This is a genomic window from Nocardia abscessus (genome assembly GCF_015477775.1).
Classification (GTDB): Bacteria; Actinomycetota; Actinomycetes; order Mycobacteriales; family Mycobacteriaceae; genus Nocardia; species Nocardia abscessus_A.
Map to the genome: position 1 here is coordinate 1,145,002 of NZ_JADLQO010000001.1, position 24,112 is coordinate 1,169,113.

22 protein-coding genes are annotated in these 24,112 nt (G+C 68.5%); 12 read left to right on the top strand and 10 right to left on the bottom strand.

Annotated features, from left to right (window positions below):
- Window positions 1-43: 43 nt before the first annotated feature.
- Window positions 44-502 carry an SRPBCC family protein gene (locus IU450_RS05275; RefSeq protein ID WP_195148554.1) on the bottom strand — a complete coding sequence of 153 codons (459 nt, stop codon included), beginning with the start codon at window positions 500-502 and terminating at the stop codon, window positions 44-46.
- Window positions 503-756: 254 nt separating this feature from the next.
- Here IU450_RS05275 and IU450_RS05280 point away from each other — a divergent pair, with 254 nt between their 5' ends.
- Window positions 757-1,104 (top strand): spore germination protein GerW family protein, encoded by a 348-nt coding sequence (locus IU450_RS05280; RefSeq protein WP_195148555.1) that lies wholly within the window; start codon window positions 757-759, stop codon window positions 1,102-1,104.
- A gap of 80 nt (window positions 1,105-1,184) precedes the next feature.
- Here the strand turns inward: IU450_RS05280 and IU450_RS05285 are convergent, their stop codons facing one another.
- The gene (locus IU450_RS05285) at window positions 1,185-1,376 is read right to left on the bottom strand and encodes a DUF1918 domain-containing protein (RefSeq protein ID WP_174185367.1); all 192 of its coding nucleotides are present in this window, start codon (window positions 1,374-1,376) and stop codon (window positions 1,185-1,187) included.
- A 64-nt stretch (window positions 1,377-1,440) separates the two neighbouring features.
- Window positions 1,441-2,019 (bottom strand): TetR/AcrR family transcriptional regulator, encoded by a 579-nt coding sequence (locus IU450_RS05290; protein WP_416382837.1) that lies wholly within the window; start codon window positions 2,017-2,019, stop codon window positions 1,441-1,443.
- Between the two features lie 73 nt (window positions 2,020-2,092).
- On the opposite strand from IU450_RS05290, the gene IU450_RS05295 reads away from it, so the two are divergent.
- Both IU450_RS05295 and IU450_RS05300 read left to right on the top strand, forming a co-directional pair.
- Window positions 2,093-2,668 (top strand): dihydrofolate reductase family protein, encoded by a 576-nt coding sequence (locus IU450_RS05295; protein WP_195148715.1) that lies wholly within the window; start codon window positions 2,093-2,095, stop codon window positions 2,666-2,668.
- Between the two features lie 29 nt (window positions 2,669-2,697).
- On the top strand, window positions 2,698-3,273 hold the full coding sequence (locus tag IU450_RS05300) for a dihydrofolate reductase family protein (protein WP_195148557.1): 576 nt from the start codon (window positions 2,698-2,700) through the stop codon (window positions 3,271-3,273).
- A gap of 101 nt (window positions 3,274-3,374) precedes the next feature.
- Here IU450_RS05300 and IU450_RS05305 read toward each other — a convergent pair whose 3' ends face one another.
- Window positions 3,375-3,788, bottom strand: a complete 414-nt coding sequence (locus tag IU450_RS05305) for a secondary thiamine-phosphate synthase enzyme YjbQ (protein WP_195148558.1) — start codon at window positions 3,786-3,788, stop codon at window positions 3,375-3,377.
- Window positions 3,789-3,951: 163 nt separating this feature from the next.
- On the opposite strand from IU450_RS05305, the gene IU450_RS05310 reads away from it, so the two are divergent.
- The 3 genes from IU450_RS05310 to IU450_RS05320 all read left to right on the top strand — a co-directional run bounded on the left by IU450_RS05310 (window position 3,952) and on the right by IU450_RS05320 (window position 7,291).
- The gene (locus IU450_RS05310) at window positions 3,952-5,217 is read left to right on the top strand and encodes an aspartate kinase (RefSeq protein ID WP_195148559.1); all 1,266 of its coding nucleotides are present in this window, start codon (window positions 3,952-3,954) and stop codon (window positions 5,215-5,217) included.
- A 3-nt stretch (window positions 5,218-5,220) separates the two neighbouring features.
- Entirely contained in the window at window positions 5,221-6,255 is a 1,035-nt protein-coding gene (locus IU450_RS05315) for an aspartate-semialdehyde dehydrogenase (protein WP_195148560.1), read from the top strand.
- Window positions 6,256-6,367: 112 nt separating this feature from the next.
- The gene (locus tag IU450_RS05320) at window positions 6,368-7,291 is read left to right on the top strand and encodes an aminotransferase class IV (RefSeq protein ID WP_195148561.1); all 924 of its coding nucleotides are present in this window, start codon (window positions 6,368-6,370) and stop codon (window positions 7,289-7,291) included.
- Window positions 7,292-7,307: 16 nt separating this feature from the next.
- On the opposite strand, the gene IU450_RS05325 is transcribed toward IU450_RS05320, so the two are convergent.
- Window positions 7,308-8,657, bottom strand: a complete 1,350-nt coding sequence (locus IU450_RS05325; protein WP_195148562.1) for a serine hydrolase domain-containing protein — start codon at window positions 8,655-8,657, stop codon at window positions 7,308-7,310.
- Between the two features lie 238 nt (window positions 8,658-8,895).
- A complete protein-coding gene (locus IU450_RS05330) occupies window positions 8,896-10,137 on the bottom strand; it encodes an APC family permease (protein WP_195148563.1) in 1,242 nt (413 codons plus the stop codon).
- Between the two features lie 97 nt (window positions 10,138-10,234).
- Between IU450_RS05330 and IU450_RS05335 the strand changes: the two genes are divergently transcribed.
- From IU450_RS05335 to bla, 4 genes are all read left to right on the top strand, one after another.
- Complete coding sequence (locus IU450_RS05335) at window positions 10,235-10,702, top strand: hypothetical protein (RefSeq protein WP_195148564.1); 468 nt, start codon at window positions 10,235-10,237, stop codon at window positions 10,700-10,702.
- Between the two features lie 557 nt (window positions 10,703-11,259).
- Window positions 11,260-11,685 (top strand): Fur family transcriptional regulator, encoded by a 426-nt coding sequence (locus tag IU450_RS05340; protein ID WP_195148565.1) that lies wholly within the window; start codon window positions 11,260-11,262, stop codon window positions 11,683-11,685.
- 62 nt (window positions 11,686-11,747) lie between these two features.
- Entirely contained in the window at window positions 11,748-13,208 is a 1,461-nt protein-coding gene (locus IU450_RS05345) for a catalase (RefSeq protein ID WP_195148566.1), read from the top strand.
- Window positions 13,209-13,309: 101 nt separating this feature from the next.
- On the top strand, window positions 13,310-14,224 hold the full coding sequence (gene bla / locus IU450_RS05350; protein ID WP_195148567.1) for a class A beta-lactamase: 915 nt from the start codon (window positions 13,310-13,312) through the stop codon (window positions 14,222-14,224).
- A gap of 11 nt (window positions 14,225-14,235) precedes the next feature.
- Here the strand turns inward: bla and IU450_RS05355 are convergent, their stop codons facing one another.
- Complete coding sequence (locus IU450_RS05355) at window positions 14,236-14,631, bottom strand: VOC family protein (protein ID WP_195148568.1); 396 nt, start codon at window positions 14,629-14,631, stop codon at window positions 14,236-14,238.
- 866 nt (window positions 14,632-15,497) lie between these two features.
- On the opposite strand from IU450_RS05355, the gene IU450_RS05360 reads away from it, so the two are divergent.
- Together IU450_RS05360 and IU450_RS05365 are read left to right on the top strand one after the other, a co-directional pair.
- Entirely contained in the window at window positions 15,498-16,724 is a 1,227-nt protein-coding gene (locus IU450_RS05360; RefSeq protein WP_195148569.1) for a cytochrome P450, read from the top strand.
- Between the two features lie 37 nt (window positions 16,725-16,761).
- The gene (locus IU450_RS05365) at window positions 16,762-17,352 is read left to right on the top strand and encodes a TetR/AcrR family transcriptional regulator (RefSeq protein ID WP_195148570.1); all 591 of its coding nucleotides are present in this window, start codon (window positions 16,762-16,764) and stop codon (window positions 17,350-17,352) included.
- Between the two features lie 67 nt (window positions 17,353-17,419).
- Here the strand turns inward: IU450_RS05365 and IU450_RS05370 are convergent, their stop codons facing one another.
- The 3 genes from IU450_RS05370 to uca form a co-directional block, all read right to left on the bottom strand.
- On the bottom strand, window positions 17,420-18,676 hold the full coding sequence (locus IU450_RS05370; protein ID WP_228833951.1) for an FAD-dependent monooxygenase: 1,257 nt from the start codon (window positions 18,674-18,676) through the stop codon (window positions 17,420-17,422).
- A gap of 139 nt (window positions 18,677-18,815) precedes the next feature.
- Window positions 18,816-20,540 carry an allophanate hydrolase gene (atzF, locus tag IU450_RS05375; RefSeq protein ID WP_195148571.1) on the bottom strand — a complete coding sequence of 575 codons (1,725 nt, stop codon included), beginning with the start codon at window positions 20,538-20,540 and terminating at the stop codon, window positions 18,816-18,818.
- Window positions 20,541-24,092 carry an urea carboxylase gene (gene uca, locus IU450_RS05380; RefSeq protein ID WP_228834146.1) on the bottom strand — a complete coding sequence of 1,184 codons (3,552 nt, stop codon included), beginning with the start codon at window positions 24,090-24,092 and terminating at the stop codon, window positions 20,541-20,543.
- Window positions 24,093-24,112: the final 20 nt, after the last annotated feature.

Below are 24,112 nucleotides of genomic sequence, written 5' to 3' on the forward strand. Positions count from 1 at the left end.
GCGCCGCCCGCGGATTTCGCGCAGAGCGCAGCATCGCCTGCGGCTACACGGGTAGGTAGGTCTCCGTTTCGGGGAACCGCTCGGCGAAATCGATGAAACACTCCACGACCACTTCGTTGGCCTTGCGGAAAGTGCGTTTGAGCAGAAATCCTGGAACCGGGAGGGGCAGATAGAGCTCGACGTGGTACCAGACGTGCGTGCCGTCCACGCTGTCGGACACCTCGAAAAAGCCGCCGCCCCGCACACCCCGGGTGCTGTCGGCGACTACCCAGGAAGACCGATCGTCGGTCCAATCGTATTCCAGTACTTGCAGATCCGAGCTGCCGAGCAGCTCCGCCGCGAGAAAGACGCGCCGCGGCCTGCGCCGTGCGTCGCGGGTAGCGACACGCACGTCGCTGTAGGAGGACGACCATTCCGGAAGTGATTCGACCGCCGTCAGAGCGTCCATGACCTGTTCGGGATCGGTGTCGACGAAGAATCGGATATCCGTTTTGGTGCGCATGGCATACCTCCGACCCCCGGATGGACAAGTCGGGCCGATTGTCTCCGCGATTTGTCCGGTTCGTCAACTTGACTGTGCCAGGCCGAATCTCGGCTAACCGGATAACGTGCCGTTATCTGGTCGAGATCGGCGATCGGCAACCGCGGGAACATCTTCCAGGTGGAAGGAGGGGGCCGAGTGGGGCCTCGTGCGCCTACGATCGGAGCCGAATGATCGTCGGTATCCGACGCCGTCGGTCCGGTCGGGAGGTTGCCATGAAATACGCCGAACTGCTTGCGCAGACACGGGACGCGATCACGGTGCGCCGGGTATACGGAGAGCCTTTCGAATCCGGCGGGGCGACGATCATTCCCGCCGCAGCGGTCGGGGGCGGCGGCGGTGGGGGCGGCGGTACCGGGAACGGTCCCGATGGGGAGGGCGCGGGCGAAGGGGCGGCGTTCGGAGTTGGCGCCAAGCCCGTCGGCGCATTCGTGCTGCGCGACGGTGAACTCGCGTGGCACCCGGCCGTGGACGTCAATTCGATCATCGAGACCGCGTGCAGGGTGCTCATCGCGGCGATCGTGGCTTTCGCGCTGACGCTCTGCGCCAGGCGCCGCGCCTGACCCGCGTGGCCGGGACGAGGTTCGTCAGCTGACGCCGAGTTCGAGCGAAGGCGGCGCCTTCGCTCGAACCCACGTGACGTTTATTCCGACGTGGCGGGCTCGACGATCGCGTCGGGCCCTGGATACACCAGCGACTCGTGACCGTCGGAGAACCGCACCACGTACGGTGGCGTTCCGTCCGGTCCGCGGACCTCGATGATCTCGGCCAGGTGATCCACTTCTCCCACCACGTGCCCGTGCACGCAGAGTCGATCTCCTACATGTGCCATCATCGCCCCATTATCGAACGGCAGTGCTGTGCGTCACAACCACTCGCGGCAGGTCGCGCGTGGCGATTCAGTCCTCGGCGCCGATGACGCGCTCGACCGCGGCTTCGATCAATTCCCGGCTCTGTTCCTCGGTGAACACCTCGGGCAGCGTGAGCCGATCGACGATCAGCCAGTTCAGAGCGAGGTAGAGCAGCAACACCGACTTCTCGTCGCCGGGCAGGCCGGCGGCCAGGTGGTTGCGCACGTTGTACTCGATGTCCTCGCGCACCCGGTCGGTCAGCACCGCGCGCAACTCGGGTCGCCGCGTCGCCTCCAGGCGCAGTTCGAGCAGCGCCAGATAGCCGGTGCGGAACGCCTCGATCCTTCCGACCGTCTCCCGCATCAGCTCGATGATGTTGGCACGAGTCTTCGGTCCCTCGGTCAGCTTGGCGACGGTGGCCTCACTCGGCTGTAGCCGCTCGTAGAAACGTCGGCCCGCCTGGGTCAGCAGGTCGTCGCGGTTGGCGAAGTAGTTCGATGCCGTGCCCGCCGGTACGTCGGCCTCCTTGTCCACCGCGCGGAAGGTCAGTCCACGCGCGCCGTCGCGGGCGAGGACTTCGATCGCGGCGTCGACCAGCGCTTGTCGTCGTTCGGGGTTGGTCCGCACTTGACACCACTCCATTCGTAGTACTACTTTCAAACCACTTCGAACAGAGTACAGCGAGATGGGCGGTAAGGGTATGCGAAAGCTGGTCTACTACGTGGGCGTGTCGCTGGACGGCTACATCGCGGGCCCGGCGGGGGAGTGGGACTTCTACCCGTACGACACCGAGATGGCCGCCTGGGTCAACGCCGCATACCCGGAATTCGTGCCGAGCCACGTACGACCGCACGCCGGCATGGCGGCGGACGAGCCGAACAAACGGTGCGACACCGTCCTGATGGGTCGCGGGACTTACGAGCCCGCCCTGTCCGAGGGCGTGACCAGCCCGTACGCGCACATGAAGCAGTACGTGGTGTCCAGCACCCTCGGCCGGATCGATGATCCGGCCGTCGAGCTGGTCGAGCGCGATCCGGTCGCGCTGGTGCGGGGCCTGAAGCGGGCCGAAGGCGGGGACATCTGGCTCGCGGGCGGCGGCAAACTCGCCGCCGAACTGCTCGGTGAGATCGACGAGATGATCATCAAGAGTTACCCCGTCGTCGCGGGCGGCGGCATACCCGCGTTCGCCGGCGCGTTCCGTCCTACCTCGTTCGCCCCGGCCCGGCGCAAAGAGTTCGGCAACGGCGCGCAGATCACCTGGTTCACCCGGGCCTGACCCGATCGTCCCGCTCGAAAGGACTCCTCATGCGAAAACTCGTCTATTTCGTCGGTCTCTCCCTCGACGGCTACATCGCGGGACCGAATGGTGAGATCGACTTCTACCCGGTCGGCGACGATATGTGGGACTGGCTGCGCACCGAATACCCGGAGACGCTGCCCACCCACGCACGGCCGCACCTCGGCCTCGCCGTGGACGCGCCCAACCAGAAATTCGACACGCTGGTCATGGGCCGCGGCACCTACGATCCGGCCCTGGCCATCGGCGTGACCAGCCCCTATGCCCACATGAAGCAGTACGTGGCGTCCAGCACCCTCGGCCGGATCGATGATCCGGCCGTCGAACTGGTGGAGCGCGACCCGGTGGGGCTGGTCCGCGAGCTGAAGCGGCAGGACGGCATGGACATCTGGCTGGCGGGCGGCGGCAAGTTCGCCGCCGCGCTACTGGAGGAGATCGATGAACTGGTGATCAAGAGCTACCCGGTCGTCGCGGGCACCGGCGTGCCCGGTTTCGCGGGCGAGTTCCGCCCGACTCTGTTCCGGCCGACCGAGCGCACCGAGTTCGGCAACGGAGTCCAGGTCAGCTGGTTCACCCGGGCCTGAGGCACGGACCTGATCCCGAGCGGCCGTAAAGAGGGGGCGACATCGTCGGGGCCGCCGTCAGCGCCACCGGTGCGGCTCGGTCCGAGCGCGACCGGGCCGCGTCAGCTCGCGTCGGTGAGGAACGACAGCCGCACCTGCCGATCCGGGTTGTCGACATTGAGGTCGACCAGCGCGATCGACTGCCAGGTGCCGAGGGCGAGCCTTCCGCCGAGTACCGGAACCGTCGCGTACGGCGCGATCAGCGCGGGCATCACGTGCGAGCGGCCGTGCCCGCGCGAGCCGTGGGCGTGCCGCCACCGGTCGTCGGCGGGCAGCAGATCGCGCAGTGCGGCCAGCAGGTCGTCGTCGCTGCGCGCGCCGAGTTCCATGATCGCGATCCCGGCGGTGGCATGCGGCACGAAGACGTGCAGCAGCCCGTCGCCACCTGCTTCGCGCACGAATGTCGCGCACTGCGGCGTGATGTCCTGTACCACTTCACTGTGGCCCGTTCTCACCTCGAGCAGCGTGCTCTTCATGCGCACATCGTCCCCCATTCGCGGTGGCCCGCGCGGGGGGATCGGGATCGGATGCGGCTGTGGGCTTTTCCACAAGCCGGGTAGGTAGCGGCAAAACCGCTGGCCCCGGCCGGTACCCTGAATGACTGTTACCAGTTTGTTGTCGATCTTGGAGGACCCTGTCGTGGCTCTCGTGGTTCAGAAGTACGGAGGATCCTCGGTGGCGACCGCCGAGCGGATCCGGCGCGTCGCTGAACGGATCGTGGAGACCAAGAAGCAGGGCCACGATGTGGTGGTCGTCTGCTCCGCCATGGGCGACACCACAGACGAACTGCTCGATCTCGCTCAGCAGGTGGCGCCGGCGCCGCCCGCCCGCGAGATGGACATGCTGCTCACTTCGGGTGAGCGCATCTCCAACGCGCTGGTCGCCATGGCCATCCACTCCCTCGGCGCCGAGGCCCGCTCGTTCACCGGCTCGCAGGCCGGCGTGATCACCACGGGCGCGCACGGCAACGCGAAGATCATCGACGTGACTCCGGGCCGCGTCCGCGCCGCGCTGGACGAAGGCCTCGTCGTGCTGGTCGCCGGCTTCCAGGGCGTGAGCCAGGACAGCCGGGACGTCACCACGCTGGGCCGCGGCGGCTCGGACACCACGGCCGTCGCCCTGGCCGCCGCGCTGGACGCGGACGTCTGCGAGATCTACACCGACGTGGACGGCGTCTTCACCGCCGACCCCCGGATCGTGCCCGACGCGCAGCGGCTCGAGCAGGTCTCCTACGAGGAGATGCTGGAACTGGCGGCCTGCGGCGCCAAGGTGCTGATGCTGCGCTGCGTCGAATACGCCCGCCGCTACAACGTGCCCGTGCATGTGCGCTCGTCCTACACCGACAAGCAGGGCACCTACGTTTACGGATCGATGGAGGACATCCCCTTGGAGCAAGCAATCCTCACTGGCGTCGCGCACGACCGCAGCGAGGCCAAGGTGACCGTGGTCGGGCTGCCGGACGAACCGGGCTACGCCGCCAAGGTGTTCCGCGCCGTGGCCGACGCCGAGATCAACATCGACATGGTCCTGCAGAACATCTCGAAGATCGAGACCGGCAAGACCGACATCACCTTCACGCTGCCCAAGACCGAGGGCGCCCGCGCGGTCGAGATGCTGACCAAGCGCCAGGCCGAGATCGGCTTCTCCCAGGTGCTCTACGACGACCACATCGGCAAGGTGTCGCTGGTCGGCGCGGGCATGAAGAGTCACCCGGGCGTCACCGCCACCTTCTGTGAGGCGCTGGCCAAGGCGGGTGTGAACATCGACCTCATCTCCACCTCGGAGATCCGGATCTCGGTGCTGGTCAAGGACACCGAGCTGGACGAGGCGGTCCAGGTGCTGCACAAGGCGTTCGACCTGGGCGGCGACGAGGTCGCGGTGGTCCACGCGGGAACGGGGCGATAGGCCATGGGAGTTCGCGTAGGAGTCGTCGGCGCGACCGGACAGGTCGGCGCCGTCATGCGGAAACTGCTGGACGAACGCAACTTCCCGGCCGACGAGGTGCGGTTCTTCGCCTCGGCGCGTTCGGCGGGTAAGACGCTGCCTTGGCGCGGCCGCGAGATCGTCGTCGAGGACACCGAGACCGCGGATCCGTCCGGCTTGGACATCGCGTTGTTCTCGGCGGGCGCCACCATGTCCCGCGTGCAAGCGCCGCGTTTCGCCGCGGCGGGTGTCACGGTGATCGACAATTCCTCGGCGTGGCGCAAGGACCCCGAGGTCCCGCTGGTGGTCAGCGAGGTGAACCCGGAGCAGACCCGCAACCTGGTCAAGGGCATCATCGCCAACCCGAACTGCACCACCATGGCGGCCATGCCGGTGCTCAAGCCGCTGCACGACATCGCCGGGCTGCGCCGCCTGATCGTGTCCAGTTACCAGGCGGTCTCCGGCAGCGGCCTGGCCGGTGTCGAAGAACTGGTGAGCCAGGCGCGCGCGGTGATCGATGACGCCGAGCAGCTGACCCACGACGGTCGCGCCGTGGACTTCCCCGCTCCGAACAAGTACGTCGCGCCCATTGCGTTCAACGTGCTTCCGCTGGCCGGTTCGCTGGTCGACGACGGCTCCGGCGAGACCGACGAGGACCAGAAGCTGCGCAACGAGAGTCGCAAGATCCTCGGCCTCCCCGATCTGGCGGTCAGCGGCACCTGCGTGCGCGTGCCGGTCTTCACCGGCCACTCGCTGTCGGTTAACGCCGAATTCGCCGAGCCGCTCTCGGTCGAGCACGCCAAGGAGATCCTGGCCAAGGCCCCGGGCGTCAAGCTGGTCGACGTGCCGACCCCGCTGGCCGCCGCGGGCATCGACGATTCGCTCGTCGGCCGCATCCGGCAGGACCCGGGCGTGCCGGACGGCCGCGGACTCGCGCTGTTCATCTCCGGCGACAACTTGCGAAAGGGCGCCGCCCTCAACACGATTCAGATCGCCGAGGTGCTGCTCAGCAACCGCTGAGGTCTTTCCGATCCGAACGGGCCGCAGGATTCCCGCGGCCCGTTCGTCGTATCCTGGTGTGCCCGCCGAAAAGGCCTCGCTCGGCGCACGGCGCGGCTGTTAGCCTGCGCCGATGGCGAACCCTCATCCTCAGGTGTATCTCGGCGACCGGATCGTGGCGGCGGACGCCGCGACGGTGGGCGTCGCATCGTCGGCGGTGCTGTACGGACTCAGCGTCTACACCGTCTTCCCGGTGCACGTGGATGGGGCAGCGCGTACGGCGTTCCGGTTGGACGATCATTTCCGTCGGCTCGAGGAGTCCTGCAAGATCATCGGGATCGATCGGTTCGCGGCGGAGTGGGATTTCGAGCGTTTCCGTGCGGCCGTGGTGGAACTGATCGCGGTGAACGATCCGCGCGAGGACGTTTTCGTGCGGGCGACGGTGCACGTGGTCGAGTCCCTACCGGGCACCCGGGTGCGGGGCTGTGCGATTCAGGTCAGCATTTTCGTGTACGAGGCGGTGCCGATCGTCCCGCAGGACGGCATGCGTCTGAAGTCGAGCCCGTGGCGGCGCATTCCGGACAACGCGATTCCGTCGCGAGCGAAAGTCAATGGCGCGTATGTGAATTCGGTGCTGGCCAAGCAGGATGCGATCGACAGCGGCTACGACGACTGCGTCTTCCTCGACGGCAACGGGCACGTCTGCGAACTCAGCGCGGCGAACATCTTTCTCGTCCGCAACGGCACGCTGATCACGCCGGACGTCTCCTGCGACATCCTCGACGGCATCAACCGCAGGACCGTCCTCACTTTGGCGGCCGAAGACGGCATTCCGGTGGTCGAACGCACGGTCGACCTCACCGAGCTGTACATCGCCGACGAGGTTTTCGTGACCGGAACGTCGGCCGGTGCGGCGCCGGTTGTCGAAGTGGACGGACGCGTGGTCGCGAACGGCGTGCCCGGCCCGATCTCCCAGGCGCTGCGCAAACGCCACTACGCGGCGCTGCGCACCGACAACGTGCACGGCTGGGTCACCGACCTGTCCATCGCCCGATAGGCAACAGCGGAGCCGCTCAGCGGATGCCGGGGGTACGCGGATCGGTGCCGAGGCAGGCGAGGATGGCGCAACCCGGCGGGGTGTCCGCGAACGGCGGTGCGAGCGGCTGATTCAGGCACGAGAAGACATTGCAGCCCGGGTAGGCGGCGGGCCCGATCCCGAACACCGCGATCAGGATGTCCGTGTCGACGAAGCGCCGGGCGTCCAACCGCAACGGCGGCTCGACGTACGGGCCCGGGTCGGGCACCGGCCGGTCGTAGAACGCGTCGAACACCTTGCGGAAGAATTCGTAGGGCAATTCCTGCGTGTTCTGCACGACTCCGGACAAGCCCTGGCTGCTGACGTTTCCGAAGACGCCGGTCCACACCACTGTGAGGTCCAGGCTCGGGATGACGAAGACGTTCTGCAGCCCCAGGCCCGCCATCGCGTACACGTCGCGGGGCAGGTAGTCCGCGATCTCGGCGCAACCGCTCCCGAGCCAGAACAAGTATCCGTAGCACGCGTTCGTGGGTGACGGCGTGCGTGCCTTCCGCAGGTAGTCGAGGGAGACGATCTGCTGTTCGCCCCAGCGCCCGTCGTTGCTCACCAGGAGCCCGAGCTTCGCGAAGTCGTTCGGCGGGATCATCAGGTGCGCGTAGCCGTAGGTGTGCCCCGAGCGGTCGCGAGCCCAGTAGTAGTCGCTGCGGAGAATGCCGAGCGGATCGAACAGCTCACGCTGCGCGAACTGTTGCATGGGTTCGCCGACGGCCAGCTCCAGCACGTAGGCCAGCAGGTCGACATTGCGCTGGCTGTAGGTGAAGACGGTGCCCGGCGGATTGTCCAGCGGCACGCCGAGCGCCTGCACCGGGCTGTCCGGGTCGATCGGGATCACGCCGGTGACACCCTCGGTCAGCACGCCGACCCGCATGCCCGAGGTCTCGGTGAGCAGGTTCTCGACGGTGATCGACCGGTGCTTCGCATCGCCGAGCCCTGCGGGCAGATAGCGGTCGATCGGTGCGTCGAGATCGAGCTTTCCCTGGTCTGAGGCAATTCCGGCGAGCAAGGAGACGACGCTCTTGGTCGAACTCCAGATGTTCCATGCCACATTGCCGGTCTGGCCGTTCGTGAGCCCCTCGCCGATGAGGCAGTTGTGCCGGAACACCTGCACGTTGAACCGGTTTCGCCCGGCCGCGAACGTCATCGCGTCCTGAAGCTTCGCGGAATCCAGCCCGACCTGTTCCGGTGCCGCCCGCTCCAGATCACGTCCCGAGGTGACCGCGCACCGCACCTGATCACCGGGCGCGGCGACCGCACTCCCGGCGAAGAGATTGCTCGCCACCAGCGAGACCGCCGCGACTCCCGCCAGGAATCCACCGAAACGCCCCATACGCAAAGGCTAGCGCTCGTCGGCCTGTTCAGGCGGTCAACAGGCGGGGTGCGTGGCGGGTAGCTGGACGTTCGATAGTCACATCCGGCCGATGGTCGGACTCGGGCGCTTGCCGGGCGAACCCAGGAGGTCAGGCGGTGGGTGCGAGAACGTCGGACCAGCGCAGCCGGGCACGGTGCTCGATCCGCATGGGGTTCGGCAGGAATCGCGTCATCCGGTGCACGCCCGGGTCCGGCCGCTATCTGCGGTAGCGCTTGCCCAATGCATACAACGCACCGCCGAGCGTGAGTGCACCGAGCCCGGCGAGCACGGAGTGGAGGGGCAGCGAGAACCCCACCACGACACAGCCCACCGCGCCGACAACGGGTATCCACCGGGGCGGACGATTCTCCTCGGCGGTCAACGTGGCGGCGCAGATATTGGCGATCAAGTAGTAGAAGAGCACGGTGAACGACGAAAACCCAATGGCCGCGCGCAGATCGAAAAGCGCGGCGACCACGGCGACGGTCGCGCCGACCACCAGTTCCGCGCGATGCGGCACCCCGAACCGCGGATGCACGGCGGCGAGCGCTCCCGGCAGATAGCGGTCCCGCGCCATGGCGAGCGCCGTGCGCGATACGCCGAGGATCAACGCGAGCAGCGATCCGGCCGCCGCGAGCACCGCGCCGATGCGCACGACCGGAGCGGCCGCGCGAACCCCCGCCGCAGTGACCATGCGCGCCAGCGGGTCGGCGGCCTGGGCCAGTCCACCCGAACCGAGCACACTCAGCGCCGCGACCGCCACCAGCGCGTAGACCGCGAGGGCGAGTCCGAGTGCGATCATGACGGCGCGGGGAATGGTGCGTCGCGGTTCGCGCACCTCTTCGCCGAGCGTGGCGATGCGGGCGTATCCCGCGAACGCGAAGAACAGCAGTCCCGCCGCCGTGAGCACATCGCGCGGACCGATCCGATCGGGCAGGACCGTTGCCGCCGAGTGCGTTCCGGCCAGCCCGATCACGATCACCACGGCCAGCACCGCGAGCACCACCGCGACGAGCACCCGGGTCGCGAACGCCGACTTCTGCACCCCGGTGTAGTTGACGGCGGTGATCGCCACCACCGCCCCGACCGCCACCGCATGGGCCTGCTCGGGCCAGGCGTAACTACCGACTGTCAGCGCCATCGCCGCACACGAGGCTGTCTTCCCCGCGACGAATCCCCACCCCGCGAGGTATCCCCAGAACCGTCCGAGCCGCTCCCTGCCGTACACATACGTTCCACCGGACACGGGATACAGCGCTGCCAGCCGCGCCGACGACATCGCATTGCAGTACGCCAACAGCGCCGCCACCGCGAGCGCCACCAGCAACCAACTCCCGGCCGAAGCCGCCGCCGGCGCCAGCGCCGCGAATATCCCCGCCCCCACCATCGCCCCCAACCCGATCACCACCGAATCGGTGAGCCCGAGCCTCCGGTGCAAGGTCCCGTCCTGCGACGCCATGAGGTGCATCCTTCCGCACCATCCCCGCCGCCGCAGCGCGGGCACCACGGGGCTCGGTGAAACGACGGGGGCATGTTCGGCCGAGTACGCTCGGCGAATGATCGCGTGCGACGGGCTGTGCACTCGGCCGCTCGACACGACTGCACTGCGCGTTCTCCTACGGGAATGCTCCGGGGTCCGTGAGTCGGAGATCTTCGTCAGCAGCGATGACCTTGTCGACGCGGCGCTCCGGGAAGACCCGCGGGACAGCCCCTTCGCGGTCTTCTGCACACACGGTCAGGTCGGCGGCGATTTCGCCGCGACGTTCTCGGTCAGCGCGGATCTGCCGCTGCCGGAACAGAATGCCATGGACGGCCGAGAGTTCGCGGGCCTGCTCGCAGCACACACCGCCGCCGATATCCTCTGCGGCTTCGGCGACGAGCCGCAGCCCTGGTTGTGGACCCTCACACGACCCGATGGCACCCGCGCCATAGTTCACCTCACAGAGCACTTCAACGGCTCCGATTACGACTCGGCGTGCCCTTGCCGATACCTCCACCGCAACGTCATCTACCCCAACCGATGACGGATACGTCCAGTGGCACATGGCTGCGCTGCACTAGTTCCTGATCGGGGAATCACCGCCGTGATGCGGCACATGCGGAGAGCTGCCACAGCTGTGCGGAGAGCGCGCGGGACGGGGAAGAAACGACAGCGCCGCCGGGTTCGAGGGGAACTCGGCGGCGCTGCGAACTCGGACACCATGCCGGTGTCACATCCGTGGTCGACGTCCCACAAGCGCCTCTCGGCGGGTGGTCGCTCGTAGCGACGAAGGGTGCGGCCCGGGGCTGTCCGGACGCCGACGTTGGGTGTCGACGTCCCACAAGCGCCTCTCGGCGGGTGGTCGCTCGTAGCGACGAAGGGTGCGGCCCGGGGCTGTCCGGACGCCGACAGGGGGTTCAACGACCGGCCCGCGCAACGTATTCCGCCGCAATTTCATGACGCTCGTCACTCTTTCCGGCCGGTCTGGAGCTGAGATCGGAGCATCGTGGCCGGTAGACGCGGCTCTCGGCGTCAAATTTTTTCTTGAACGATTCCAGATTATTTTCTTGACTTATTCCAGAAAAGAGTCAGACTCGAAGCATGCACACCAACGGCGCCGCGCCACGCGAGTGGTTGCGATCAGCGGGTCTGCGGGTCACCGCCCCGCGACTCGCGGTGCTGAACGCGGTCGTGGCCCGGCCGCATTCGGACGCCGACACGGTGGCCGCCACCGTCCGGGAAGCGCTGGGTTCGGTATCGACGCAGGCGGTCTACGACGTCTTGCACGCTTGCGTGCGCGCCGGGATCCTGCGCCGGATCGAGCCCGCGGGCTCCTCCGCGTTGTACGAGACCCGGATCGGTGACAACCACCACCATCTGGTGTGCCGAAGCTGCGGTGCGGTCGCCGACGTCGACTGCGCTGTGGGCGCGGCCCCCTGTCTGGACCCCTCGGACGCTCACGGATTCGTGATCGATGAAGCCGAGGTCGTTTTCTGGGGACTGTGCCCGACGTGCCGTTCCGAGTAGCGGTCCACCCCGCACACCCGGGCAGCCCTCCCGGGACGATGTTCACCAGCCGAGGAGACTCCATGACCCAACCGACGACAACGAACACCGGAATCCCGGTGGAGAGCGACGACGAATCGCTCACCGCGGGCGCGCAAGGCCCGATCCTGCTGCACGACCACTACCTCATCGAGAAGCTGGCCCAGTTCAACCGCGAACGGGTGCCCGAACGCATCGTGCACGCCAAGGGTGCCGGTGCCTACGGTGAGCTGGTCGTGACCAACGATGTCAGCAAGTACACCAAGGCGAAGCTGTTCCAGCCGGGTGCGCGCACGGAGTCGCTGGCGCGGTTCTCCACCGTGGCCGGTGAGCAGGGCAGTCCGGACACGTGGCGGGACCCGCGCGGTTTCGCGGTGAAGTTCTACACCGAGGACGGCAACTACGACCTCGTCGGCAACAACACGCCGATCTTCTTCATCAAGGACCCGATCAAGTTCCCCGACTTCATCCGGTCGCAGAAGCGCCTGCCCGGCAACGGTCTTCGCGACCACAACATGCAGTGGGATTTCTGGACCCTGCGCCCGGAGACCGCCCATCAGGTGACCTGGCTGATGGGTGACCGCGGCATCCCGAAGACCTACCGGCACATGAACGGCTACGGTTCGCACACCTACCAGTGGATCAATGCCGCAGGCGAGCGCTTCTGGGTCAAGTACCACTTCAAGACCGACCAGGGCATCGAGTTCCTGATCCAGGCCGATGCCGACCGGATCGCGGGCGAGGACGCCGATTACCACCGCAAGGATCTGTGGGAGGCGATCGAGCGCGGCGAGTTCCCGAGCTGGACGGTGTATGTGCAGGTCATGCCGGTCGCGGAGGCCGAGGGCTACCGGTTCAACCCGTTCGATCTGACCAAGGTGTGGTCGCATCGGGACTACCCGCTGATCGAGGTCGGCAAGTGGACGCTCAACCGCAACCCGCGCAACTACTTCGTCGATATCGAGCAGGCCGCGTTCGAGCCGTCGAATGTCGTTCCCGGCATCGGCTTCTCGCCGGACAAGATGCTGCTCGGCCGCGTCTTCGCCTACGCGGACGCGCACCGCTACCGCATCGGAACGAACTACGCGCAGCTGCCGCCGAACCAGGCCAGGGCGGCGGAGGTGAACTCCTATTCCAAGGAGGGCGCCATGCGCTACCACTTCAACGATCCGAATGTCCCGGTCTACGCGCCGAATTCGTTCGGCGGCCCGCACGCCGACCCGGAGCGGGCGCCCGACGGCGGCATCTGGGACTTCGACCCGACCATCGTCCGGGCGGGCTACATCCAGCACGCGCAGGACGGTGACTTCACCCAGGCGGGCACCCTCGTGCGCGAGGTGCTAGACGACGCGCAGCGCGCGCGGCTGGTGGACAACATCGTCGGCCACGTGCTCGGTGGTGTGCGGGAGCCGGTGCTCAGCCGGGTCTTCGAGTACTGGAAGAACGTGGACGCCGACCTCGGCAAGCGGGTCGAGGAGGGCGTGCGCGCCGGGCTCGCCCGCTGATTTCGGATCGAAGGCAGGTGCGCGCGACGGCGTGCGCCTGCCTTCGGCGTGTCCGGCCGATCCTGTTTGCCCGGTGAGTGCCGGGATGTCAGAGTGATGGCATGTCTCGGCTGACACGCGACTATCGGGTGGCGCTGGCCGCCGCATTGGCGCTACTGGCCGGTTGCGGTGCGGAAACCGATGCGGCGCAGCACGGTTCGGTCACCTCGAGCGTCCAGGCGGGTCCCGCCGCGAACGCGAGCCTGGACGAGGTGGAGGCGCGCTACGGCGCGCAGGTCGGGCTGTTCGCCGTGGACACCGGTACCGGCGAGGCGGTGACCCATCGCGCCGACGAGCGTTTCCCGTTCCTGTCCACCTTCAAGACGCTCGCGGCCGCCGCACTGCTGCACGCGCATCCGCTCGACACGGGATACTTCGACCGGGTGATCCGATTCCACGAGGCGGATCTCGTCGAGCACTCGCCGGTGACCAGCGCCGCGGTGGCCGCCGGGATGACCCTGTCACAAGTGGCGGAGGCCGCGATCACCCAGAGTGACAACACCGCGGGCAACCTGCTGTTGCGCGAGCTCGGCGGCCCGGAGGCGCTCACGGCGTTCCTGCGCACGCTCGGCGATCCGACGAGCAGGCTCGACCGCTGGGAAACGGAACTCAACACCGCGATCCCCGGTGACGAGCGGGACACCACCACTCCGGCCGCACTGGCCGCGGACTACCGCGCCGTGGTGCTGGGCGACGCGCTCGGTGCACGGGAACGGGCTCAGCTGATCACCTGGCTGAAGGCGAACACCACCGGCGCCGAGCGCATCCGCGCCGGGCTGCCCGCGGGATGGGTCACCGGCGACAAGACGGGCACCGGCTCTTACGGTTGCGCCAACGACGTCGCGGTCGTCTGGCCGGAGGGCGGCCGGGCGCCGATCGTGATCGCGATCCAGAGCCGCAAGGCTGACGTGGACGCCGAGGTGAACAACGCCCTGCTGGCGGAAGTTACGAAGGCAGTCGTAAACAGTCTGCGCTGACAACCCGGGTGTCATTCGGTGCGCGTGTGCCCCGGCAAGGCGGACTCGGAGGTCCTCGCGACCTCCATATCGATCTCCTGGATCTGGAGCGTCACGCCGTCCGGATCGACGACCCGCAGGCTGCGACCGAAGTCCTCGTCGTGGATCTCGTAGTCGTAGCCGCGAGCCCGCAGCCGGTCCGCGACCACTTCCAACTTCTCGTCGGTCGCGAAACCGAGTTCGACCGATCCGGCCGGGCGCCCTTTCGACACCCGGAAGTCGTGCACCCCGACCGCGCCTGCGTCGCCCGAGAGTTGCGCCCAGACCTCGAGACTCGCATCCGGGTCGAGCGCGAGTCCGAGACCGGCGTAGAACTTTCGGCACGCGTCCACGTCCGCGACGTACCTGATGGGCAGGACAGTAAGCATCTTCACTCCTTCTCCGAACGTCTGGTCCGAGTATGGAGTGACGCCGCGCGCCGAGGCCCCTTCTACCGGGCCATACGCCGGGATCCGACACGCAACGCGGTCCGAAAGACGGATTCCGTCACGGCGGGCAGTCGCATCGGCTGCTGACCGTGCCGCGCATTTGATAGCGGTTGCCGGTGCGCTACGAACAGGGGCGTCTCGTCGCTTCGACGGAGGTGTGGCGAGGCCCCGATCGGAGAAGCCTCGCAACGAAGGGCTCTGTGACGTGCCGTAGTAGACCTGGCCGGGTGGGCGGCCAGGTTCGGACACCTACAGCAGGCCCCACCAGTAGAGCAGGCTGGCCAGAATCCAGACCACCACGGTTTCCATCGTCGCTCCCAATCTCCTTGGCGCACTTGTCACCATCATCCCGCTATCCGGGGCCGGGCGGTAGGCGATTGCCGGGTCACCACTTGGTAAAGCCGGTTCACCTGCGGTTTTGATCTTGCAAGGTGTTCTTAAGTGCGCGCCAAGCCCGCGCGTGCATTGTTTGTAGCGCAGGGAGGGCAAGCCTCCGCCGGAGGTGCGAACCGGGGAACGACCTGTCTCGAGGGGTGACAGGTCGGCTCTCGGGGGTGCAGTCCACCGGGCCGGTCTACGAGGGGTGGCCGGCCCGGTGGGCGGGGGACGCGCAGCGATCGCTCGCGCAGGCTCTTCCCGGAGCTGACCGGCAACGAGACGGTCGTTGCCGCTGCCGAAGGTAACCGACGAGTGTGCGGCGCCGTGTCCGAAGCAGTGAGGGCGGTTGGGCCGGTGGTGATGGTGACCGGCCCACCGAACTGAAACTCGTTCTAGACGCTTGATCTATTTTGTCTTACGGTCGATACATGGCGAACGCTGCGTATCAGACGGCTCCGGTTTTCGAACTTCGCTCCGGGCCCACGTGGGCCTCGCCGTGGGAGATGTACGCGGCGCTGCGCGAGCACGACCCCGTGCAGCACGTCGTACCGCCCGCGCGCCCGGAAAACGACTATTGGGTGCTCACTCGGCACGAGCACGTCTACGCGGCGGCGCGCGACAGCGACACGTACTCCTCGCGCGACGGGCTGACGGTGGAGTACGGCGAACTCGACGAACTCAACCTGACCGACAACCCGCCGCTGGTGATGCAGGACCCGCCGCAGCACACCGACTTTCGCAAACTCGTCGCGCGCGGGTTCACGCCGCGCCAGGTGGCGGAGGTCGAGCCGGTGGTTCGCCGGTTCGTGCGCGACCGGCTGGACGACATCGCGGCCCACGGCGGCGGCGACATAGCCAAAGAGCTGTTCAAGCCGCTGCCGAGCATGGTGGTCGCGTACTACCTCGGGGTGCCCGAGGAGGATCGGGCGAGGTTCGACGGGTGGACCGACGCCGTCGTCGCGGGCAGCATCGATCGGACGAACACCGAAGCGCAGGCGGCGTCGGCGGAGATGATGGGGTACTTCGCGGAGCTGATCAAACGCCGGCGCACCGATCCCGGCGACGACACCGTGTCACTGCTCGTCCAGGCCGGGATGGCCGCCGATGACACGGACGTGCGCGGCCTGGTCCAGATCCTCGCCTACACCTGGACCATGGTGGCGGGCGGCAACGACACCACCACGGGCCTGCTGGGCGGCGCTGTTCAACTGCTGCAACGGCATCCGGACCAGCGCGCCGCGCTCGCGGCGGAACCGGACCGGATTCGCGTCGCCGTGGAGGAGTTCGCCCGGCTCACCTCGCCGGTGCAGGGGCTGGCCCGCACGACGACGCGCGATGTCGAACTGGCCGGGAAGACGGTGCCCGCGGGGCGCAAGGTGCTGCTGGTGTTCGGGTCCGCCAACCGGGACGAGCAGGCGTTCGGCGCGGATGCCGCCGACCTCGACATAGACCGGAATCCGCAGCGCATCCTCACCTTCGGGCACGGTCCGCACCACTGCCTCGGCGCGGCCGCCGCGCGGATGCAGGCCCGGGTCGCGCTCGAGGAGTTGCTCGATCGGTTCCCCGAGTACGTGGTCGACATCGACGCGGTCGAGTATGCGAACGGTCCGTACGTCCGCAGGCCGACTACTGTGCCGTTCCGGTGCACGGCGTGACCGCGCAGTGCCTCGATCCTGCCGGAAAGGACACCGCATGAGTGGCGATTGGCTCGCCGACGGCCGTGCCGAACTGGCCGGTGAGCGCATCCTGGACGCGGTGCGCGCGCTGTTCATCGACAAGGGCGTCAGCGGAGTCGGCATGGCCGAAGTCGCCGACGCCGCAGGTTGTTCCAGGGCGACGCTGTATCGCTACTTCGAGAATCGCCAGGCGCTCTACGTGGGCTTCGCGGGCCGGGAGGCGCGTCAGCTGGTCGAGCGGGTCTGGCGCGACCGGGCGGTGCCTGCGAGCGCGGAGCCGGGGGAGCAGTTGCTCGGCACGTTGACCGCGTTGCTCGCCGAGGTGCGCAAAACGCCGCATCTGGCGGTCTGGTTCGAACCGTCCAACGCGGGGATCGTCGCCCAGCTGGCGAATTCGCCGGGCGTTGTCGACGCGCTCGCCACGGACTTCGTCGCCGGATTCCGCCCCGGGCTGTCCGCGCTCGCGGCCGAGCGCGTCGGTCGGTGGGTGGTGCGGGCGATGGTGTCGCTGCTGACCCTGCCCGGCGCGGGCGAAGACGAGGAGCGGGCGATGCTGCGGAATTTCGTGCTGCCGTTCCTGCTCGACGAGCGCACCGTGGTCGACTGATCCCGGTACGTCATCGACGCCAGACGCGACGAACTCCGGTCGAAGCGTGCGCCAACGGTTCACGGGTTCAGTTGCCCACGGTCACCGTCGCGTAGTCGGGCAGATCGTAGGTCTCGGTCTTGCTGAGCATCCGCATCAGGACCGGACGCATCGCCTTCGACATCATCAGCCTGCTGACTGCGTGCCCCGCGCGAATGCCGAAGCGTGACTTGGGCGTCATGGCGCTCAGGCCGCCCGGCTGCAACTGCTGGGCCTTCTTCACGAAGGGGCGCAGCACCTCTTCGTAGCGGGCCAGCCCCGCTGCGGGGTTGTCGGCGTGCGCGGCGAGCTCACCGGCGAGGACGTACGCGCCGACCAGCGCCATGGCGGTGCCCTGCCCCGTGAGCGGTGAGCCGCAGTATCCCGCGTCACCGAGCAGGACCACCCGGCCCTGCACCCAGCTCGGCATATCGATCCTGGCCAGCTCGTCGAAGTAGAAGTCCGGCGCCTCCGACGCGGCCGCCGCGATGCGGGCCGACTCCCAGCCGCCGCCGGCCAGGCGCTCGCGGATGAACTGCTGCTGTGCCGCGACGTCCCGGCGCAGCGCGGGATCCGCCGCGGTGCGGATCACGACGAGCGCCTTGCAGGTGCTGGGGTCGGCGTCGGGCCGCATGCCCAATCCCGTTGCGCCGACCAGCGAATGCATGGTGAACCAGTGCGGCTCCAGGTCTCGCGGCCGCGGCAGTGTGAAGAACGACATGTATCCGCCCAGGTACGTCGCGAACTCCTCCTCGGGGCCGAACACCATCCGGCGCGTGGCGGAGTGCAGGCCGTCCGCGCCGATCACGATGTCGAATCGCTCGGCGACGCCGGAGGCGAACGTGACGTCGACGCCCGCGTCGTCCTGCCGGATCTCGGTGATCCACTCCCCGTACCGGTAATCGACCCCGCCTTCCGCGGCGAGCAGGTCGAGCAGCACCTGGTTGAGATCGCCACGGGTGATCTCGATTTCGGCGACCGCGCCCTTGCCGTCGAAGAGCTCGGCGGACATGCGGAGGATCTCCCGGCCCGCGTCGTCGACGTACTTCATGCCGCGCTCGTCGAGCTGGTATTCGCGGATGCCGGGCATCATGCCCATGCGCTCGGCCACTTCCCGGCTCGGTCCGCGCAGGTCGACGGCCTGCCCGCCCGGCCGCGGCGCCGCGGCGCGCTCCACCACGGTGGCCCGGATACCGGACCGGAGCAGTTGCAGCGCAACGGCGTTGCCCCCGATACCGCCGCCTGCGACGAGCACGCGGAGCTGACTGCTGACGGACTTGGCGCTCATGATTTCCTCGAATCCCATTGGTTGATCGTACGTCTCAGACATATGTCTAACACAGGCTGGCACAAGTGTCTAGCACAAATGTCTAATCCAGTGGGCCGAAGAAGGGCCGTGGCGGCGAGGAGTTCTCGCCACCACGGCCCTCGGTGGGGTACCGCAGCTAGGAGCGATGTTGCAGGTACGTGCGCCAGCTCGCGTGGTGGGTGATGTCGGTAGCGGTGCTCGCGGCTTCGTGGGTGCAGCTGAAGCCGACCACGTCGCGGCCGTCGTCGAGTTCGATGCTGGTCAGGGCCATGGGAGGGGGCAGTTCGGCGAGGAAGCCGCCCAGTCCGGCGGTGGAGACGCGAAAGAGTTCGCCCTCGATCGCAGCGCCGCGACCCGGCCCGTGACGCACCAGTCCCGGCTTGGGCGGCGTGGTGTCCAGTGCGGTGAGGCGGTAGGCGTCGGTGGTGCGGATGCCGCCGAGAAAGCGGGCGCCGAGCTGTTCGAGCTGCCAGTGCAGCGGTTGTCCACGCAGGTGCGCCCCGAAGACGGCCAAGTCGACGCCACGGTCGACAAGTAGTGGCGCGCTGTCGAGTCCGAGCAGGCGGGCGGCGAGGTCGATCGCCACCTGATCGGCGAATGCCGGGGTGACCAGCATGACTCCGAACGGCGCGCCGTCGGCGGTCGATGCGCCAGGGATGGCGACCGCGGCCATGTCCAGCAGATTGCAGAAATTGGTGTACGTGCCCATCCGCCGGTTGATCTCGATCGGATCGGCTTGCACCGCGGCGATACTCGGGTGCTCGGTGGTTGTCGGCAACAGCAGTGCGTCGAAGCCGTGCAGCAGTTCGGCCGCCGCCGCTTTCGCCCGGGCGAGCGTGTCGAGATCGGCGGCGAACGCCGGGGCGGTCTTCGCTCGCGCGGCGCCGATGATCGCGGCGACCGTGGGATCGCCGCTCGCGGGGGCGGTGTCCAGGAACGCGCCGACCGCGGCATAGCGTTCGGCGACGAGTGCGCCGTCGTAGAGCAGCAGCGCGGCGTCGAGCAGGGCGGAGATGTCGATCTCCTCGGTCTTCGCGCCTGTGTCGGCGACCCCGGCGACGGTGCGGGCGAACGCTTCCCGATACGGCTCGCTGAGCGCGGCCAGATCTTCCGCGCGCGGCACGGCGACGCGCGGCGCGAGCGGTGCGGCCAGCCGGACGTCGGCGGGCCAGCTCCGGCTGCGCGGGTCGCGCGGCTCCGGGCCCGCCATCACCGCGGCCGCGGTCACCGCCAGGTCGAGGTCGGCGGCGAAGACCGTCACGGCGTCGTAATCGGCGCAGGCGGGCACGGTTCCGTGCGCCGGGATCACACCCAGCGTCGCCTTGATGCCGATGATCCCGTGCAGCGCCGCGGGCACGCGACCGGACCCGGCGGTGTCGGTGCCGACGCCGATGTCGGCGACGCCGAGCGCGATCGCCGCCGCGGAACCGGAACTCGAACCGCCCGACACCAGCTCCGGGTCCAGGGCGTTGCGCACCGCGCCGTACGGGCTGCGCGTCCCGACCAGGCCCGTGGCGAACTGGTCCAGGTTCGTCTTGCCCAGCACCAGCGCGCCCGCCGCGGTCAATCGCTCGATCGCCGCCGCGGTCACCTCCGGCAGGTAGGCGAACTCGGGGCAGGCCGCGGTGGTCGGCAGGCCGGCCACATCGATGTTGTCCTTGACCGCCACCAACATTCCGGCCAGCGGCAAGGTCTCCCCGGCGGCGAGCCGCCGCGCGAGCGCGGCCGCTTCGGCGGCGACCTCGGGTTCCGGTCGCAGCGTGATCCACACCTCCGGCCGATCGACCTCGGCGATCCGCCGATAAGCGGCTGCGACGCGTTCGACGGGGCCGGCCGTGTTGCCTAGGACGCCTGAGGGCATTCAGTCGACTCCGATCACTACTAGGGGAGTACCCGGCTCCACCTTGGCGCCGGGGGTGGTCAGGACCTTCAGCACGGTGCCGTCGGCTGGGCTGTGCACAGGTAGTTCGAGTTTCATCGCCTCCAGGACAGCGACCGGCGCACCGGCCGTGACGCGTTGTCCCGTTTCGACCTCCACCCGCCAGACGTTGCCGACCATCGGCGCGGTCACCACGCCCGCGTCGGCGGGTAGTCCGGCCAGCGGGTCCTCGACCGGTGCGGCGACCGGCGCGACGGTGGTGCGTTCGAATTCGCCGGCCGCACGCCACGCTCGCTTCTCCGCCTCGAACGCGGCGGCCTGCCTGGTCTCGAACTCGGCGATGGAGTCGGCCTCGGTGCGCAGCAGCCGCACATGGTCCGCGAGGGCGAAACTGCCCTCGCTCACCTCCGCGTCGAACCTGCCCGCCTCGGCCGCCGCACGGTATTCGAGCAACTGCCCGGCGTCGACCGGCTCCCAGACGATGCGATCGAAGAACCGGAACAGCCAGGGCGTGCCCACTTCGAACGGCGCGGACTGCCGATAGCTGGACCAGATCGGCACGGTGCGGCCGATCAACTGGTAGCCGCCGGGGGAGGCCATTCCGTAGACGCACAGATACTTGCCGCCGATGCCGACGGCGTCGGACGGGGTCCAGGTGCGCGCCGGGTTGTACTTGGTGGTGACCAGGCGGTGTCGCGGATCGAGCGGAACCGCCAGCGGCGCACCAAGATACACGTCGCCCAGGCCGAGGACCAGGTATTCGGCGTCGAACACGGTGGTGCGCACGTCCTCGACGCTGTCGAGCCCGTTGATGCGGCGGATGAACTCGATGTTCGACGGCAGCCAGGGCGCGGTGTCGCGCACGCCGCTGCGATAGCGGTCGATCGCCTCGGCGATGGACGGGTCGTCGAACGACAGCGGCAGCCGGATGGTGCGGCTGGGCACCACCAGGTCGGTCGTGGCGGGTAGGTCGAGTTCGAGTTCGGCCAACGTGCCGAGCAATCGATACTGCGGCAGCACCTCGGGATCGAAGTGGATGTGCAGGGATCGGACGCCGGGGGTCACGTCGAGAATGCCGGGCAGCCGGGCGCCCGCGAGCGCCTCGGCCAGTGCGTGCACCCGCATGCGCAGTCCGAGATCGAGCACCATCTCGCCGTATTCGACCAGGACGTTGTCGTCCCCGCCGCGCAGGTACCGCACACCCGGCCGGTCCTGCGCCGCCTCGACGCCGCCGAGAATCCCGCGATCACGCAGGGCCGCGGAAGAATCGGGGACCAGGCCCGGCACGCGGCTGCTGTCGGACGCGCGCAACGCGGCCGCCTTCTCGTCATCGACCGGCACGAAGCGCACCGAGTCGCCGGGACGCAGCTGCCCCATCCGCCAGCGATGCGCGGACACCACGGTGAGCGGGCAGGCGAAGCCGCCGAGGCTGGGGCCGTCCGGCCCGAGCAGGATGGGCGTGTCACCGGAGACGTTCAACGCGCCCACGCTGTAGGGGTTGTCGTGCAGGTTGGACGGGTGCAGCCCGGCGTCGCCGCCGTCGGTCCGCGACCAGGCCGGTTTCGGCCCCTCCAGGCGGATGCCGGTGCGGTTGGCGTGGCTGGCGACCCGCCACGGGTGCGTGCAGAACTGGGTCATGTCGGCGTCGGTGAAGTACGCGGGCGAGGTCTGCGGACCGACCCCGACCGCGAGCTGCCAGTCGTGGGTGAATTCCGGCCGGTCACCCGGCGGCACCGCGGCGGGCGTGCCGAGGGCGTCGGCGGCGGTCGGGGCGATGCCGAGCACGTCACCTGTGGCGACCGCTTTTCCGGTCACCCCGCCGAATCCGCCGAGGGTGAAGGTGGCCGCGCTGCCGTGATACAGCGGAGCGTCGATGCCACCGCGCACCGCCAGATAGGTGCGCAGTCCGGTGTCGTTGGGTGCGCCGATATCCAGCACCGCGCCCGCGGCCACCGTGATCGGCTCCCACATGGCCACCGGGTGGCCGTCCACCAGCACGGGTGTCGGTGCGCCGGTCACGCACACGACGGTGGTGTCGGAGAAACGCAATTGCGGGCCCTGCAAGGTGCATTCGAGCGCGGGGACGCCGACCGGATTGCCGACCGCCGTGTTGGCCAGGGTGAAGGAAAGGTCGTCCATCGGACCGGACGGCGGAATGCCGACCTCCCACAGGCCGATTCGGCCGGGATAGTCCTGCACCGTGGTCATGGTCCCGCCGCGCAGCACATCGATGCGCCGCCCGACCGGGCGAATCTCGGCCAGCGTCGTGGTGGTGTGCTCGGTGGCCAGTACCCGGGCGTCGCCTGTGGCTTGGCGCAGTTGGGGCAGATTCGTTTGCACGCCGTAGATCCGCGTCGCGACGAGCGCGGTGCGCAGTGCGGCGAACGCGTCCGTCCGGTTCTCGCCCGAACTGATCACCTTGGCCAGCAGCGGGTCGTAATACGGACTGACCTCCGAGCCGGTGGCTACCCAGGTGTCGACCCGGACCTCGGCCGGGAAGTGCGCGGCCGTGACCAGCCCCGCGCTCGGGCGGTAATCGTGGCCGGGATCCTCCGCGTAGACGCGCGCCTCCACCGCGTGGCCGGTGATCACCGGTCCGCTCTCGGGCAGTTCGTCCACCATCGAGGTGTCGCCGCCGGCCAGGCGCAACATCCATTCCACCAGGTCGACGCCGGTCACCGCTTCGGTGACCGGATGTTCGACCTGAAGGCGGGTGTTCATCTCCAGGAACGACGCGGTGCCGTCGTCGGCGTCGTACACGAACTCCACCGTCCCGGCCGAGCGGTACCCGACCGAGCGGGCGAGTTCGCGGGACGCGGCCAGCAGGCGCTCCGACATCGCCGCGGTGAGTCCCGGCGCGGGTGCCTCCTCGATCACCTTCTGGTTCCGGCGTTGCAGCGAGCAGTCCCTGGTGCCGAGGCTGACGACGCGACCGTGGCCGTCGCCGAACAGCTGCACCTCGATGTGCCTGGCGCGTGCGACGAAGCGTTCCAGGAACACGCCCGTCGAACCGAAGTTCGACGCCGCGATGCGCTGCACGCGCTCGTAGGCCGCGCGCACCTTGTCCGGGCCGAAGCAAGCCTGCATGCCGATGCCGCCACCGCCGCCGACCGCCTTCAGCATCACGGGAAAGCCGATCCGCTCCGCCTCGGCGACCGCGTGATCGGCCGATTCGAGTAGATCGCTGCCCGGAATGAGCGGCACGCCGACCGCGCGTGCCGCCGTGCGGGCGGTGTGTTTGTCACCGAAGACGCGCAGCTGTTCGGGAGTCGGTCCGACGAACGCGATTCCCGCGTCCGACACCGCGGCGGCGAAATCCGCGTTCTCCGAGAGGAATCCGTAGCCGGGATGGATCGCCCCGGCTCCGGTCTCCAGCGCCGCCTCGACCACCAGGTCGGCGCGCAGATAGGACTCCGCCGCCGGTCCCGGACCCAGACGCACCGCCACATCGGCCATTTCGACATGGGCGGCGCCCACGTCGGCGTCGGAGTACACCGCGACCGTCTTCAACCCGAGCGTCCGTGCGCTACGCATGACGCGGCAGGCGATCTCGC

Coding starts and splice junctions, on each gene's coding strand:
- IU450_RS05275 (WP_195148554.1), bottom strand. CDS start 502: ATGCGCACCAAAACGGATATCCGATTCTTCGTCGACACCGATCCCGAA.
- IU450_RS05280 (WP_195148555.1), top strand. CDS start 757: ATGAAATACGCCGAACTGCTTGCGCAGACACGGGACGCGATCACGGTG.
- IU450_RS05285 (WP_174185367.1), bottom strand. CDS start 1,376: ATGATGGCACATGTAGGAGATCGACTCTGCGTGCACGGGCACGTGGTG.
- IU450_RS05295 (WP_195148715.1), top strand. CDS start 2,093: ATGCGAAAGCTGGTCTACTACGTGGGCGTGTCGCTGGACGGCTACATC.
- IU450_RS05300 (WP_195148557.1), top strand. CDS start 2,698: ATGCGAAAACTCGTCTATTTCGTCGGTCTCTCCCTCGACGGCTACATC.
- IU450_RS05305 (WP_195148558.1), bottom strand. CDS start 3,788: ATGAAGAGCACGCTGCTCGAGGTGAGAACGGGCCACAGTGAAGTGGTA.
- IU450_RS05315 (WP_195148560.1), top strand. CDS start 5,221: ATGGGAGTTCGCGTAGGAGTCGTCGGCGCGACCGGACAGGTCGGCGCC.
- IU450_RS05320 (WP_195148561.1), top strand. CDS start 6,368: ATGGCGAACCCTCATCCTCAGGTGTATCTCGGCGACCGGATCGTGGCG.
- IU450_RS05325 (WP_195148562.1), bottom strand. CDS start 8,657: ATGGGGCGTTTCGGTGGATTCCTGGCGGGAGTCGCGGCGGTCTCGCTG.
- IU450_RS05330 (WP_195148563.1), bottom strand. CDS start 10,137: ATGGCGTCGCAGGACGGGACCTTGCACCGGAGGCTCGGGCTCACCGAT.
- IU450_RS05335 (WP_195148564.1), top strand. CDS start 10,235: ATGATCGCGTGCGACGGGCTGTGCACTCGGCCGCTCGACACGACTGCA.
- IU450_RS05340 (WP_195148565.1), top strand. CDS start 11,260: ATGCACACCAACGGCGCCGCGCCACGCGAGTGGTTGCGATCAGCGGGT.
- IU450_RS05345 (WP_195148566.1), top strand. CDS start 11,748: ATGACCCAACCGACGACAACGAACACCGGAATCCCGGTGGAGAGCGAC.
- bla (WP_195148567.1), top strand. CDS start 13,310: ATGTCTCGGCTGACACGCGACTATCGGGTGGCGCTGGCCGCCGCATTG.
- IU450_RS05355 (WP_195148568.1), bottom strand. CDS start 14,631: ATGCTTACTGTCCTGCCCATCAGGTACGTCGCGGACGTGGACGCGTGC.
- IU450_RS05360 (WP_195148569.1), top strand. CDS start 15,498: ATGGCGAACGCTGCGTATCAGACGGCTCCGGTTTTCGAACTTCGCTCC.
- IU450_RS05365 (WP_195148570.1), top strand. CDS start 16,762: ATGAGTGGCGATTGGCTCGCCGACGGCCGTGCCGAACTGGCCGGTGAG.
- IU450_RS05370 (WP_228833951.1), bottom strand. CDS start 18,676: ATGGGATTCGAGGAAATCATGAGCGCCAAGTCCGTCAGCAGTCAGCTC.
- atzF (WP_195148571.1), bottom strand. CDS start 20,540: ATGCCCTCAGGCGTCCTAGGCAACACGGCCGGCCCCGTCGAACGCGTC.
- uca (WP_228834146.1), bottom strand. CDS start 24,092: ATGCGTAGCGCACGGACGCTCGGGTTGAAGACGGTCGCGGTGTACTCC.